The organism is Maricaulis sp. B-26 (assembly GCF_056857855.1).
In genome coordinates, this window is sequence record NZ_JBSXNX010000010.1 from 1 (window position 1) to 15,563 (window position 15,563).

The following is a 15,563-nucleotide window of genomic DNA, read 5'->3' on the forward strand; positions in this document are numbered from 1 at the left end:
CCCCGGCCCTGGCGAACCTCAACCTCCCGCAGATGCGCGATAATCTCCTCGGCCTTGTAAGTCTTGCGGCCCATTTCTGAACTCCTCAGTTGGAGCCAGGACCTAACTCAAAGACCGGGCCACTTTGCGGGGAGCAGTCCAAGTCCTTGTTGGATGGCGTTCGCAGTCGGAAGCGCTTCCTGCAGCGCAGCTTCAAGCCCTTCATGCTCCATGCGATGGTAGAAACGGCGCCAGTGCCATCCGACCTTTTCGGACAATTCGTAGTTTCGTGCATAAGCCTGTCCGCCTTGCCGGATTTTGGTCTCGAACTGCTGCTTGCTACGGACGGGGAAGTGATAAACCACGATCTCGTTTTGCTCCGGCTTTACGGGCTGTTCGAAACGGGCAGAGTGGTTGCCCTGCTCAATCCCAAGTAATCCCTTACTGCGGACGATTGCCTTGCCTGGCAGGTTCAGATTGAAATAGAGGTCGGGCAAAGGGTCGTGCAGCGGGTCCTCCAGCGGAACACGCTCTGTCAGGCTGGCAGTCCTGTAGCGAAGCCGTTCGACCCAATGTGCTCCTGTTTCAGGAGTGTCGAAAGGAAAAACCATGTTTCGCCGCGCACAAAGCTGGACCGGACTCGTTGTGACTTCGAGCGCTTCTTTCAGAGACTTTTCCGGGTGAATCCAGAATTCGTCGGCATCGTTGTTGATTATCCAGTCCGCGCCATGTCTCTCGCCTGCCAAGAGTGCCATGCGCGTTACCCACTTATACTGTGAATAGTCATCCCCGGGTTCGTCGATGACGGTGATTTCATTCAACTGATCGTACTCGCTCAAGATATCCCGCGTGCCATCATCCGACTTGTTGTCGGTTATGATGAGGTGATCGATTCCGGACGCCAAATGGAAGTTGATATTTTCCCGGATGATATCGATCTCGTTCTTTACGAGGAGCGTCATTATCAACTTCATACTGAACTCTCAGTGTCTATGGCATCCGTAGGTGGAGCGGCTGTGCTCATCGTGTGCTGCGATCATATCTTTCCGGTGGCATGGTCCCACCGGGTCCAAAAAGTTTGACCTGATTTGGCGTAACTGTGAGGAGTAAGGATGCGGGTGCTTGTGACTGGGGGGCGGCTATATCGGATCACATGTGTGAGGGTGTACTCTTCGGATCATTCCTATCGATGGTTCCCGCGCCGAATGGTTATTTTGAAAAACCGTCGACGAGCGCCCGCGCATCGGCGCCGAGTTCCGGATCGCCGAGGGCGAAGGCGATTGTGGCGCGCAGATAGCCCAGCTTGCTGCCGCAATCATAGGACTGGCCTTCATATTCCACCGCGTGGAAGGCCTGGTCAGTCATCAGGCGGGCCATCGCATCGGTCAGCTGGATCTCGCCGCCTGCCCCGGCAGCCTGGTCGGCCAGATAGCCGAAGATCGAGCCCTGCAGGATATAGCGGCCGGTAATGGCGAGATTGGACGGTGCGCTGTCTACCGGCGGCTTCTCCACCATGCCGCGCATGAGGATACGGTTGCCGTCGCGCGTTTCCGGATCGATGACGCCGTATTTGTCGACTTCGCCCTGGGGAACCTGTTCGACCGCGATCACATTGCCGCCGGTTTCGTTATAGACCTCGGTCATCTGGGCGAGGCAGCTCGGCTCGGCCTTCACCAGCACATCCGGCAGCAGCACCGCGAACGGGTCGTCGCCGATAATGTCGCGGGCACACCAGATCGCGTGACCCAGTCCGAGGGGCGCCTGCTGGCGTACGAAACTCATCGAGCCGGGCAGGGGACGCGTACGCTCGACTTCGTCGAGAATGGCGGTCTTGCCCTTCTCCTTGAGAGTGGCTTCGAGTTCGTAGGCCGTATCGAAATAATCCTCGATCGCGGCCTTGTTTCGTCCGGTGACGAAGACGAAGTGCTCGATACCGGCCGCTATGGCCTCGTCGACCACATACTGGATCGCAGGACGGTCGAAGACCGGCAGCATTTCCTTGGGGATCGACTTCGTGGCGGGCAGGACCCGCGTCCCCAGACCGGCGACAGGCAATACAGCCTTGCGAATCTTCTTCATGTAACCCTCGTTTGGCGTGCGCGATCACGCCTAGCTGATCCGCCCGTCACCGTCCAGCGCAGGCATTCACTTCGCGTAAGCTCATCCGTCCTATATACCGGGGACCAAACAGTGATTGGGAAACCAGATGGGCAAGAAATACTTCGGAACGGACGGCGTTCGCGGGCTCACGAATTCCTTTCCGATGACGGCCGAGACAGCGCTGCGGCTCGGCATGGCGGCAGGCAAGCATTTCGTGCGGCATTCCGGGCGTCATTCCGTGGTGATCGGCAAGGATACGCGCCTGTCCGGTTACATGATCGAGTCAGCCCTTGTCGCCGGTTTCACCTCGGTCGGCATGGATGTCTTCCAGTTCGGACCCCTGCCGACGCCAGCCGTCGCCCTGATGACCCGCTCGCTCCGGGCCGATCTCGGCGTCATGATCACGGCCTCCCACAATCCCTATCACGACAATGGCATCAAGCTCTTCGGCCCCGATGGCCGCAAGCTGGACGACAAGACAGAGCTGAAAATCGAGGCTCGCATGGACGGCAGCCTCTCTGACAATCTCGCGGCTCCTGCCGATCTGGGCCGTGCCAAACGGATCGACGATGCCCAGGCGCGTTATGTCGAGATCGTGAAATCGACCTTTCCGCGCACTCAGCGTCTATCCAATCTTCGCATCGTCATCGATTGCGCCAATGGCGCCGCCTACAAGGTCGCGCCGACCGTCCTGTGGGAGCTGGGCGCCGACGTGATCCCCATCGGCGTCGAGCCGAACGGCTTCAACGTCAATGAGGAATGCGGCTCTACCGCACCGGCCCGGCTCAGCAAGGAAGTTGTGAAATATCGCGCCGATATCGGCATTGCGCTGGATGGCGACGGCGACCGCCTCGTCCTGTGCGACGAAAAGGGTCGCGTCATCGACGGCGACCAGATCCTCGGCCTGCTGGCGCGACACTGGCACGAGACCGGCGAACTCAAACAACCCGCTATCGTCGCCACCGTGATGTCCAATCTCGGTCTGGAAACCTATCTCAACGGACTCGGAATCGGACTGGAGCGAACCAAGGTTGGTGATCGTTATGTGTCGGAACGCATGAACGAAACCGGCATCAATCTTGGCGGCGAGGCGTCCGGTCATATCGTGACTCCGGATTTCGCGCCGACGGGTGATGGCCTGATCGCCGCGCTCCAGGTGCTGCGGGTTCTCGGTGAGAGCGGAAAGAGGGCAAGCCAGCTTCTCAAGGTCTTCGATCCGGCACCGCAATTGCTCGAGAATGTGCGCGTGAAGGGCGGGGCCAAGCCGCTCGAGACCGATCGCGTCAAGGATGCCATTGCGGATGGCGAGGAACGTCTGGGCACTGCCGGCCGCCTGGTCGTGCGCGCCTCAGGCACTGAGCCGCTAATCCGGGTCATGGCCGAGGGCGAGCAGGCGCTGATCCGCGGTGTAGTGAAGGATATCCGGACCGCGATTGAAGCGGCAGTGGCCTGACCCGTCATGGCGTCGTCGCGCGATACGCTGCACGAAATCCAGCATTTGCGGGCGATTGCGGTCCTGCTGGTCATCATCGCCCACCTGCATCAGGCGAATGTCCGCTTCTTCCAGGAGTCGATCCTGGGCGACTTCGCCTTCATCGGGTTTGCCGGGGTCGATATCTTCTTTGTGGTGTCCGGCTTCATCATCCACCATTTGTACGGTGAACGCTCTGGGCTGGATGTTCGCTTCCTGCTGAGCCGCGTAAACCGGATATTTCCGCTCTACTGGGTGTTCACAGCGATCGCCCTGCTGGGCTATCTCGTCATGGGTGACAGTCTTGAATCTGATGCGAGCGACCGGAACATTGTGGGATCTCTGGCGCTGATCCCTCTGGGTCACCCGCCTCTTCTATCCGTTGGCTGGACGCTGACGCACGAGCTCTATTTCTATCTGATCTACGGGCTGGTTCTCACCCTGCCGCCCCGCTTCCGGGCAATCGCGGCCGTTGCCTGGGCCGTTATGACTATCGCTGTCATGGCGATGCCGGAGGCTCCGGCCAATCCCTGGATCGCGCTGGCTGCCAGCCCGTTCAATCTCCTGTTCCTGGCGGGCGTCCTTCTGGCACAGTTCTCCAACAGACTGAGACAGATGAGGTGGGCCTCCTTCTTAGCGGTGGTGATTGCGACCGGATTCGCTGTCTTCACCGCGGCACAGGGCGGTTTCGACTCATTCGTGCCCGTATCTAGCCGGGTCTTGGCCTATGGCCCGTTCGCGATTGCCATCGTGTGGGTTTTCATCACTTGGAAGCCGGCCTTGCCGCGCCTGATGGAAGAGATCGGCGACGCGTCATACTCGATCTATCTCAGCCATATATTGGTGATCAGCGTCATGGCGCGGGCCGGGGCCGCGTTACTTGGAGGTGGGGTGGTATCAGGGGCAATGTTCTATCTGGGAACATTACTCGCCTGCCTTGTATTCGGAATGCTGTCCTTCCGCTTCTTGGAACGAAGGTTGTTATCCGGTGGGAAGCATCTCATAGGGCGCCTGCTGGCGGCCCGCCAGGAAGATGCACCCAACTAGAATCCAACCTTGCGCTTGCCTCCTGCCTCGGCGATACCGGCTCTGTCCAGCTTGGGAGTGAGAGACTATGCGCGTCGCAATGATCGGAACCGGCTATGTCGGATTGGTGTCTGGAGCCTGTTTTGCTGATTTCGGCCATGAGGTCGTCTGCGTCGACAAAGATGCCAGCAAGGTCGAAACGCTGAATTCGGGCGGTATTCCGATATACGAGCCGGGTCTCGATATGCTTGTTGAGCGAAATGTGGCTGAAGGCCGTCTCAGCTTCACCCAGGATTTGTCCGACGCCGTTCGCAGCGCCGATGCCGTCTTCATCGCGGTCGGAACGCCCTCGCGCCGAGGCGACGGTTTTGCTGATCTGAGCTATGTATATGCTGCGGCAAAGGAAATTGCCGAAGTCATGGAGGGCTATACGGTCGTCGTGACCAAGTCGACAGTGCCGGTCGGCACGGGCGACGAAGTCGAGCGCATCATCAGCGAAACGCGACCGGATGCGGACTTCGCCGTGGTCTCCAATCCGGAATTCCTGCGCGAAGGCGCGGCAATCGAGGACTTCAAGCGCCCCGACCGCGTCGTGGTTGGAACGGATGACGAGCGTGCCCGCACCCTCATGCACGACCTTTATCGTCCGCTCTTCCTCAACGAGACTCCGATCGTCTTCACCTCGCGCCGGACGTCCGAACTCATCAAATACGCCGCCAACGCTTTCCTCGCGATGAAGATCACCTTTATCAACGAGATGGCGGATCTGTGCGAGAAGGTCGGCGCGAACGTGCAGGAAGTCGCGCGCGGCGTCGGTCTGGACAATCGTATCGGCGGCAAATTCCTGCATGCCGGTCCCGGCTATGGCGGTTCCTGCTTCCCGAAGGACACGCTCGCCCTGACCCGCACCGCCCATGACGCGGGTGCTCCGCTGCAGCTGATCGAGACGGTGGTAGCAGTCAATGACAAGCGCAAGCGGGCCATGGCGGACAAGGTCGTCGAGGCTTGCGGCGGTGATGTGTCCGGCAAGACGATTGCCATCCTGGGCGTCACCTTCAAGCCGAACACCGACGACATGCGCGATGCGCCCAGCCTGGAGATCATCCCGGCCCTGCAGCAAGCGGGCGCCAAGGTACGCGCCTTCGATCCGGCCGGAACGGTCGAGGCGGAAAAACTGCTCTCCAACGTCGAATTCGTCTCCGGCCCGTATTTTTGCGCCGAAGGGGCGGACGCGCTGGTGATCATCACCGAGTGGAACGAATTCCGTGCGCTCGATCTGGAGCGTTTGAAGATGGCCATGAAGATGCCGAATCTGATCGACCTGCGCAATATCTACACCTTGGAAGAAGCCAGCGCGGCCGGCTTCGAATACACCAGCGTCGGTCGCCCGAACGGCTAGTACGTACGGCGGTAGCGAACAGTTCTGTCGTTTGCGTCTGAGGGGTTGCAACGCCTTGGCGATGCAATAAGACAGGCTTGGTAACAAGCAGGTGCCCCCCAATGACGACCAAACCCCACGCAGACCTCAAAGCCAATTCCTGGGAGTTCGAGAACGAACCGCTGATCAAGCCGACCGGTTTCCGTGAATATGATGCGCGCTGGTGGTTCGGGCATTCCGGATCGGACACGCCGTCCGAGCTGAATCTGTATGGCGTACAGACGCTGGGCATGGGGCTGGGGACCTTGATCCACGAACTCGGCGTCGCCCCGAAGATCGTGGTCGGCCATGATTTCCGCAGTTATTCGTTGAGCGTGAAACAGGCGCTCGAAGTCGGCCTCATGGCGGCCGGCGTCGAGGTACACGATATAGGTCTCGCCCTGTCCCCGGTGGCCTATTTCGCCCAGTTCGATCTCGATATTCCCTGCGTCGCCATGGTCACCGCCAGCCATAACTCCAATGGCTGGACGGGCGTGAAAATGGGGGCGCAGCGTCCGCTCACCTTCGGTCCGGACGAGATGAGCCGCCTCAAGGAAATCGTGCTTGGCGGCAAGGCCGTTGCCCGGTCCGGTGGAGGCTATGTTCGAGCCGGAGGCGTGGCAGAGCGCTATATCGCCGATGTCGCGAAAGGCGTATCTCTGGACCGGAAGCTGAAGGTCGTTGCCGCGTGCGGCAATGGTACTGCTGGCGCATTTGCGCCGCAGGCCCTGCGGGACATGGGTGCCGAGGTGATCGAGATGGACTGTACGCTCGATCACACTTTCCCGCGCTACAACCCCAACCCGGAAGACATGAAAATGCTGCACGCCATGCGCGACGCCGTGCTGGAGCATGGCGCCGATGTCGGCCTCGGTTTTGATGGCGATGGCGACCGCTGCGGCGTGATCGACAATGAGGGCGAGGAAATCTTCGCCGACAAGATCGGCCTTATGCTGGCGCGCGATCTGGCACCGCTCCACCCGGGGTCGACCTTCGTGGTGGATGTGAAGTCGACCGGCCTCTTCGCCATCGACCCGGTTCTCGCCGAGCATGGCTGCAAGACCGATTACTTCAAGACGGGGCACTCCTATATCAAGCGCCGCTCGAAGGAACTGGGTGCCCTCGCCGGGTTCGAGAAGTCCGGCCATTTCTTCCTGCAACCGCCGATCGGGCGCGGCTATGACGACGGTCTGGTCGCCGCGCGGGCCGTACTGCAGATGCTTGAGCGCAATCCCGACAAGTCGATGGCTGACCTGCGGCGCGACCTGCCGCTCTCCTTCCAGTCTCCGACCATGTCGCCGGCCTGTGCCGACGAGGAGAAATACGGTGTCGTCGATCGCATCGTCGCCGAATTCCAGGGCCTTGCCGATGCCGGCACCGATATCGCCGGCCGCAAGATCACCGATGTGAATACCGTCAATGGCGTGCGCTTCACGCTCGACGGTGGGGCCTGGGGTCTCGTCCGTGCGAGCTCGAACACGCCGAACCTCGTCGTCGTGGTCGAAAGCCCGACCTCGAATGACGATGTCGTGGCTATCTTCCGAGCAATTGAAGCCGTGCTGGACACATATCCCGAAGTGGGTGCATTCGATCAGAAATTGTGATGTCGTCGTATCGACGGAATCTCCCGTACTCTGATCGATATGCTAACCGGACAGCATTCTTGCGTCTCCTAGAGTTCAACGCGATATTCGGGCATGCCTTAAATGTCCTGCGTCTCTTGAACGATGTGCATGTCGAGGCTGGAATACTGCACTTTCGACAATTGATCCTGTTGAATGATCGCTGCAGCGTTTTAGGGCCGGGCTGAAACGAAAGAGCATAGACGCCGATAAAGTACGAACGGCTCGCGCTGCTCGTCTATGCTGAGGTTCCAAATTGAGGCGGTGTTCGTGTTCGACGCGCGGCGGCATGTCAGTGCTAAACAATGTCTGCGGGATCGCCGCGAACTAGGGGCGAGCCTGCTCGGCTCTGGGAAGGTCCGGCCTATGGTGGAGAGGTGAATGCGGGTACTTGTTGTCGGTGGCGCAGGGTATATCGGTTCGCATGTATGCAAGGCGCTGGCCGCTCGCGGTGATGAGCCCATCGTGTTCGATAACTTGTCCAGTGGACATGAGCGCGCTGTTCGGTGGGGACCACTCGAGCATGGCGACGTGAGGTGTGAGGCGGATATCGATGCGGCCTTAGCCAAGCATCGTCCGGCTGCCGTTGTGCATTTTGCTGCCAATATCGAAGTCGGCGAAGGCGAGCGTGATCCGCTCACGTTCTGGAACAACAATGTTGGAGGCGCGATTTCGCTCCTTGGAGCGATGGAGCGGGCGAGCTGCGAGCGCCTAGTTTTTTCCTCTACCTGTGCGGTTTATGGGCACCCAACCAGCTTGCCACTGGCGGAGGATGAACCGCAGAATCCGGTCAATGTCTACGGCAGATCCAAGCTCGTGGTAGAACGCATGTTGCGCGACATCTCGGCTGCTAAGGGATTACGATATGCTGCTTTGCGCTATTTCAACGCGGCGGGTGCCAGCCCGGATGGGGAAATCGGCGAAGAACACGATCCGGAGACGCATCTCATTCCGAATGCGCTCATGGCCGCCGCCGGTGTGGGCGGGCGTCTGAAAGTCTTCGGCGACGATTACGATACGCCTGATGGAACATGCATTCGCGATTATATTCACGTCATGGATCTAGCTCAGGCGCATTTGGCGGCGCTTGATCGAATAACTACTCACGAAGGCAGTTTTGCCTGCAATGTCGGAACGGGGCGCGGATATTCCGTTCGTGAGGTAATCGATGCGGTTGAGCAGGTGACCGGGCAGGTGGTGCCTCACGACATTTGTGCTCGTCGCCCTGGTGATCCGCCACGTCTTTATGCGGATGTGTCTAGAGCGAGAGATCTGCTTCAACTGCAGCCGGAATTTTCGGAATTAGATCGGATGGTGGGCGATGCGTGGGGCTTCTACAGGGCGAAGTGGACGAAGGCGTTCCGGCTGCCCGGAGGTTAATAGATCAGGCGGACGATCGACCGCCCGGCGACTAACGCTAATCGCGGAGCGGCCCTGCAATCATCACTCCGTTATGTGAGACACTCGATCCCGGTCGCCGAATTGGCGGACCTCGCCACGCAGAGCAGCATCCAGCTCGCTTTGGGGGTGCTTCGCGGCGAGTTGAAAGTGGGTGACGAGGCTCTCCAGATAGGTTCGCGCCTTGCGGGAGTCAGCTTCGGAGGGAGAAAATTCCCGCGAAACATAAGCTTGCATGCGAGCAATCTCGGAAAGCTCGGCCAGATCGAATTTGCTAATGGTTACGCTTCCCGTGTGCCGACGATGGAAGTTGAGTGATTCAGGAGAAAATGAGATTTGGCCTTGTCGCAGCACATTGACGTACACGCACCAGTCACCAGCGACCCGATACGATGAGATTTCTGCCATGCAGGTCTGCAGCGCGTGGGCGAGTGCGTCGCGCCGGAACAGGGCAGCACTGACATTCGGTATGGTGTTCTTGACGGACAGCCCTTCGCGAACTTCGTCGAGCCCGTCATTAGTATAATTTCGAGTCCATTTTTCCGACGATATATCAGATAGGTAGTCTTGGTAGCTCGTGGCAGTCACTGTTCCGTCAGGTGCGACTTGGTTCGATTGGGTATAGGATAGCACCACATCTTTGCTGGCTAGGCTCGCCGCTGCGGTCTCTAGGAAACGCGAATCCGCCCAATCGTCCGCCTCAGCAATCCATACAAACTCACCGCGAGCGAGTTCCACTCCCTTGCGCCATTGGGAAAAAACGCTTCCGGAGTTGATTTCGTTTCGCACGAGGCGCCAGTTAACCGGGGAGTCGCGCAAGACACGTTCGACGACAGCGACACTGTCATCGGTAGACGCATCATCCAGGACGATTATCTCCCGGGGACACAGAGTCTGATTGAGAATACTCGTCAGACGTTGCTCAAGGTGGTGGGCATAATTGTAATTGGGCACGACGACAGAAATGTCGGGCACTTCGGCATCGAGCATGTCCGTGAGAGCTCCGACATAACTCGCGAAGCCGAATGACTCCCGCATCTTGTCTCGACCCTTCAGGCCATCCTTTGTTCGGGTCTCGGGCGCGTCGATCCAGGTTGCAGCTGCTTCGATGAAGCACTCGGGAGACGCGGAGTCGATGGCTTTGACAAAGCCATGAGTCGCAAGGTCTTCTATACCGCCGGTTCCACGCACCATGATGGCCGGCGTCGCCGTGTTGAGGGCTTCCAGGACAGTCGATGGGAAGGGATCTTCCCGAGACGGCAACGCGTATAGGCTCGCCGCGCGGAAGAAATCACCCGTGTCGTCGATAAAGCCGGTAAAATGAACATTAGCGCGCTGCGCGCCCGCCTGCGAAAGGAGTGTATCGCAGGCGGACTCCATCGCCGGATCGATCTTACCGAGCCAGACGAAATGTAGATGCGGCCACCGGTTCCCTGCTGCGGCAGCCCACTGTACGAAGATGTCCACGCCTTTCCGGTGATCGCCGAACCCTACGCCGAGAACGATTTCCGAATTTGAGTCTAGGCCGAGGCGAGAGCAAATTTTCGCCTTCGCCCTATCTTTTTCCTCAATGTGCGCGATTGAGTCTGTCTTGTATAAGCCTTGCGGGCGAACGTCTGCGTTGCGCCAGTTTTCGATCCCGATGGCCTCAGCGGCCTTATCCCGCACTGTCGCGGCTGGAAAAACGACGCGGCGGGCACATCTGTCCAATTCGCGGAGATTGCTAGAAAGCTCCATCCTTTCAATCATCGACGGCATTTCATGGACGAGGCTGATCATCTCGATGCCGCACCGCGAGAGCGCCGGCGCTATCCAGCCCGATGCTGCGGAATTAACAATCGCACGACGGAAACCACTGGCCGCTAGCCGTTCGATCGCCTCATCTATTTCGGTCGCTGAAGAGGTGCGTGAGTCGAGCACATCAAGCCGCCCCTCCCGTTCGTACGCTGCTGCAAGTTCACCGTCTCCACCGCTGATGGCGCCGACTTCGATCCCGAAGCGAGTCCGTAGTGTCTTTAGCAGGTTGAGAGCGAGAAACTGTGCGCCATGCGGGTGCAGATCATGCGTAACGACTAAGATTTTTTTTTTGTTCGTCATCGACGAAGCAACCAATGCGCGCCGAGATGCTTCCAGCCAAGCATATCCGAACTTCCGATCGGGTTCGAGGTGCGCACCTTCCGCCCACTCGTTCCATGCGTTGATGAAAATCAGGCGTTCGTCGGGCGACGAAATCCTATCAATGGTGTCGCGCACAGCGTTGTCCAGCCAAGCCTTGTAGGCCGAAGGTGAGGAGTTCAAGAACACCGCCCCGTCTTTCGGCCGTCTCGGCGAATTGTCCCACGCCGGCGTAACACCGCGAAAAATTTTGTACCCGGGATCACTATAATCATTGCTTCTCGCTGCGAGCTTTCGCCAGTCATATATCGAGAGATTGGTGTCCGCAGAAGCATTCTGAACAAGTCCCAAGTCACTGACTTGGCCCGAGTTATTTGGTGGAAATTCGATCGCAGCATCGAAGCCGTATGACGATGGCGCTGCCGCCTCGAACGATTGGGTGTAAGCTAGATAAATTTCGCCGATACCGTTCTGACGCGCCCAGGTGCGCCAACGTTCAGCAGTGTCCCGTGGTGAAGGAAGGAGTGCCGGCCTATAGACGATGATGAGCGGCCGACCTTCGATTTTTACGTAGCGTGGGTCGCGCAGATACTGCGACAGGTACTCAATAAAAGCGATGTCGTCATCCGGAGAGTGCTTCTGTGAGATGAGCACATCATCCTCTCGACCATCCCAGCGCCGACTCCAGTTTTCATTCGCCCAACAAAGACAGAAGGGGAAATCGATCTCGAAATTTTCGAGATACTTTTGTAGGGGGCCTTCGAGAAGACGTTTTCCGCCGAACCAGTAGAAGTAGAAACAAAAGGCCTCGATGCCATGAAGCGCAGCGAGTTCAGCCTGGCGCGCCATAACAGTGTCGTCTGTCATGAGGTTGTAGTAACCCAGCTCACCGGGTTCGTGTGGTTGGTAGTGATTATCGAACAGAGGTGCAGCCGCCCTGACTTTCGTCCATTCGGTAAACCCTTTTCCCCACCACTCGTCGTTTTCCGGAATAGGGTGAAACTGCGGAAGGTAGAAGGCGATGGCACGGGCGAGACGGGAGTTCGAGGGCGCCGTCGCCGTCAGCGGGACGGTACCTTCAAGCGCCGGGTCTGAGGGGGGGGCAAAAGGTTTTTCCTCGTCCGATCCGGCGTCGGGCATGCGTGCTTGAGCTTCCCGGTTCGCTTTCCAAGCCTTGAATGCGCCACTCCAAGAGAACAGCAGCGGTGCTGACGCGAAAAGCGAGTTCGCAAGCTGCTCCCGAGAATCCGGCCCCATTGGTAGGCTATGCCAGGCAAGGCGTGCCGTTTTGCGCGAGACTTCCCGCACTCCACTGATCGGGTTCCGAACAATAGACACTGCGGCGCGCAGGGGCGCTGTCAGGCGCCAGGATATACTGCGGCGCAACGCATTGATCTCGGCACGAGCCAGAAGGAATGACCGATTTTGTTCATTTCTGGCTTGTTCCAGCGTCGTAATGTCGGCCTGGAGACACTTAATCTTCTGCGCACGATCGTCTGCGACGCTGACGGCTTTTTCGTATTCGCTTTTCGTGACTTCAAGCTGGTTCGCCAGCGCTTCTGTTTCCGATTGAGCGGTGTCTCGCTCTCGTTTCAACGCTTCAGTGGTCGCCCTGGCCGCCTCGGTTACGTGTGCGATACGCTGCCGTATTGTGGAGAGCTCATCAGAGATTTGGACGTTCGCCTGATCTCGATCAGCCTGCAGGTCGTCTCCGAGTTGGGCTATCTTGTCCAGCAATGCATCGCGTTTGGACGCAGTTTCTTCAATTTCCTTTTTAAATTTCTCAATATCTTCGTTTCGCTTCTCATTTGCGGACCGTAGCTCTGAGTTCGCGATGCGAAGTGCTTCCTCCAAGTTTGATTTTTCATCTACTAAGGTGCCGATTTCGGCACCGTTTCTACGTTGCAGGTCTTCAAGTTCAAGCTTGTACTTGGCGAGCGCTTCCCGTGCATTCTTCTCCAGATGAACTGCCGCGGTCTTCTCAGACTCTGACGTCCTGAGCGCATCGCGAACCTCATCAAGTTTCTCCGATACAGACTTGATCTCTTCCCTGGAGGTCTGCCATTGGCATTCCAGTTGATCAGAATAATCGAGTAATGGCGCAATCTGAGAATACTGACTTTCAAGCGCGTCCCAGGAATCAGCGTCGACTGAAATTACCGAATTGGCATTAAGTTGCGCCCACTCTGATACGAGACGATTTAGTTCGAGAACTAAATCGGAGGCGATGCCAGAGCATTCGAGTTCCTTCCGTCCAACAATGTTGTGGCGCAGGCTCTGCGAAAGGAATTTATCGCGGTATTCGACAATTGATCTGCTATTCTCATCCGGTAGTGGCAGATTTAATCCCTCCGCCATCCGGTGCAACTCCCTGACTGGATCCTCCAAAACCCTGTCGAAGCTGACGAATACCCTCTTCCTATCGTTCGTATGGCGCAGCGCATCTATTACATGCTTCGCCCACAACATTACCCCTTTGGTCATAGGGAAACCATCTCGAGCGTTAAGCGATGCGGCGGCAGCTAGCGGATTTCGAACCGTGATCAAATAGCGGTCATCCAGATCGAGATCCTCAAATATGCAGCGCCAAATAGGAAGGATGATCGCAGTGCGGGGGTCTTTAAAACCGAAAACGGTTCCGTCGCTGGCGTTGCAGTCCGCAAGCTTGCTGGACAGCAGATTTACCCCCTCGCTGCGTTCGGCCGAGAATGCTGGGCCGCGGAACGCGTCAGCGTCGAGCGGAGCTAATCTGTGCCAGGCGCTCCCTGCTTTCGCTAGGACTCGTTCGTTGAATTCGTAGATGTCGAGGTCTTCCCAGAACCCCTTGTTATTCGCATTTTCCACCGGCGGCATAAGATTGTCGCCTAAGTCAACGCCAAGTGCCTTCAGGCCACGCGTGATCGCGCTCGTACCAGTGCGATGCATACCGAGAACGACAACGATAGATCTACGATCAGTGGCCGTGTTCGCTTCTCGGCTTTTCGACACTTTCTTCTCTTTACTCATAGGCAGACAGGCAACTTTTTGAAATCGAGAAAGGGTGATCAGGTCCGGCAATCTCATGACCCATGGACGTCCGCGACGCAACCATCGCTTTAGTCAAGGTTTAAGAAGGGTTTTTTACCCAATGTCGGAGCCTCCGCATTATCCTCTGAACCGGTCTCGGTAGACAGCCGAAGATCGCTCTTAGGGTGCTCTCACCTGAGCCCACTCCGCTAGCTCGCGCTGGCGCGCGAAGCAATACGGATGCGCGGTGCTCTTGTTCGGCGTTTGAAAGGAACCAGCGATGGAAGGATTTCCTCCCTTTTGTGCTAGAGAGCGGAAAGGCGGACTGTAGGTCGGGACGTCCTCTCCAGACTTCTTCCATGAATGCTGTGATCGGAATTCCCGGGTCTTGGTCGACAAGAGGCGATCGCGCGTTGAGGCGTTCGTAGTCCGCGCGGAAAGGGACGGGCGTCCGCCCCGATGCTTTGTCGCGCATGTAAACGCGCCGTGCTTCGGTGGGAATGAGTGTGCCGTCTGAGAATTGATCATAGCCGTAGGATACGTCGCTCCAAGCGGCGGCCCGATTATGAGCAAGTCGATCCAAATACTCCTGCAGAAGCAGGTTTGCTGCACCGATCGAGTTTATCGTGAACCGCTCCTGGTGTTTGGAGAACACGGATCGGTCTTCGGGAACAACGCCGGAGAAATGGAAAAAGTGCAGAGGGGCGCCTGCCGCATGCCAGCCATTGTCCTCACGCGTGATCTCGCGCTCCGTCAGATTCCAATAGGCTGCGTTATAGCCGGGATGCCGCAATATGATGGTCCGTTCGACGAAGGATGGGACGAATTCGGCAAATTTCTGATCAACAAATAGGCCTTGCGCCAGATCGGAGACACACTTAGTTTCGCATTTCCGTGCCCACCACCGAATGAACCTGCGGGTTTCGGGCCGATTGGCGAAGGCCGCGAAGCCTAGATTGTAGGTTCCACTCCGCAGCAGATCTAGATCGCTCGGCGTCTTCCCGTCTTCAGGGGGCGGGGCCGTTATATGCGGCGTCAGAACCGCATCCGCACCATTAGCAAGTGCCTCGGTGACATGCTCGAGTGGGCGCAGGACGAGGATATCTGGGTCTAGATAGACGACATGCTCAGCACCCTCGCGATCGAAAAGGTATTCGAAGCAGAACGGTTTGATAGCCGTGTTGAATTCCATGACCGTGTAGCGGAAGGTCATGTCGGAGTAATCCGGCAGATTGAGGTCAGCTGCTTGTATGATCCCTTCGCAGGGAGGGGTGCCTTCAATCGGTTCGTCGGCGAGGAAAATTCGGAACTTAGCACCTGGTTTTGCCGCGAGCAGGGAGTCACGGAGCGTCAGCGCGTGGGCGAGATAATTTCGCGAACAGATTGTGAAGTAGGCTGTGTTCATTTCCTGGTGTTTGATCTCGTGCGC

The 15,563-nt window shown here is 57.8% G+C and carries 9 protein-coding genes; 5 read left to right on the plus strand and 4 right to left on the minus strand.

Translation table 11 applies throughout. The features are described 5' to 3' along the window. Positions 1-107: 107 nt before the first annotated feature. On the minus strand, positions 108-941 hold the full coding sequence (locus tag AC13HB_RS00895) for a glycosyltransferase family 2 protein (RefSeq protein WP_482947832.1): 834 nt from the start codon (positions 939-941) through the stop codon (positions 108-110). A gap of 247 nt (positions 942-1,188) precedes the next feature. Continuing rightward, positions 1,189-2,058 (minus strand): UTP--glucose-1-phosphate uridylyltransferase GalU, encoded by an 870-nt coding sequence (gene galU / locus AC13HB_RS00900; RefSeq protein ID WP_482947833.1) that lies wholly within the window; start codon positions 2,056-2,058, stop codon positions 1,189-1,191. A 127-nt stretch (positions 2,059-2,185) separates the two neighbouring features. Here galU and glmM point away from each other — a divergent pair, with 127 nt between their 5' ends. From glmM to galE, 5 genes are all read left to right on the plus strand, one after another. Then, positions 2,186-3,532 (plus strand): phosphoglucosamine mutase, encoded by a 1,347-nt coding sequence (gene glmM, locus AC13HB_RS00905; protein WP_482947834.1) that lies wholly within the window; start codon positions 2,186-2,188, stop codon positions 3,530-3,532. Positions 3,533-3,538: 6 nt separating this feature from the next. Further along, the gene (locus AC13HB_RS00910) at positions 3,539-4,597 is read left to right on the plus strand and encodes an acyltransferase family protein (protein WP_482947835.1); all 1,059 of its coding nucleotides are present in this window, start codon (positions 3,539-3,541) and stop codon (positions 4,595-4,597) included. Between the two features lie 67 nt (positions 4,598-4,664). Then, positions 4,665-5,975: a UDP-glucose dehydrogenase family protein gene (locus AC13HB_RS00915; protein ID WP_482947836.1), complete on the plus strand. Its 1,311-nt coding sequence runs from the start codon at positions 4,665-4,667 to the stop codon at positions 5,973-5,975. A gap of 101 nt (positions 5,976-6,076) precedes the next feature. Next, the gene (locus tag AC13HB_RS00920; RefSeq protein WP_482947837.1) at positions 6,077-7,597 is read left to right on the plus strand and encodes a phosphomannomutase/phosphoglucomutase; all 1,521 of its coding nucleotides are present in this window, start codon (positions 6,077-6,079) and stop codon (positions 7,595-7,597) included. 399 nt (positions 7,598-7,996) lie between these two features. Next, positions 7,997-8,995: a UDP-glucose 4-epimerase GalE gene (gene galE / locus AC13HB_RS00925; protein WP_482947838.1), complete on the plus strand. Its 999-nt coding sequence runs from the start codon at positions 7,997-7,999 to the stop codon at positions 8,993-8,995. Positions 8,996-9,058: 63 nt separating this feature from the next. Here galE and AC13HB_RS00930 read toward each other — a convergent pair whose 3' ends face one another. Continuing rightward, the gene (locus AC13HB_RS00930; RefSeq protein ID WP_482947839.1) at positions 9,059-14,191 is read right to left on the minus strand and encodes a glycoside hydrolase family 99-like domain-containing protein; all 5,133 of its coding nucleotides are present in this window, start codon (positions 14,189-14,191) and stop codon (positions 9,059-9,061) included. A gap of 43 nt (positions 14,192-14,234) precedes the next feature. Continuing rightward, the gene (locus AC13HB_RS00935) at positions 14,235-15,539 is read right to left on the minus strand and encodes a group 1 glycosyl transferase (RefSeq protein WP_482947840.1); all 1,305 of its coding nucleotides are present in this window, start codon (positions 15,537-15,539) and stop codon (positions 14,235-14,237) included. Positions 15,540-15,563: the final 24 nt, after the last annotated feature.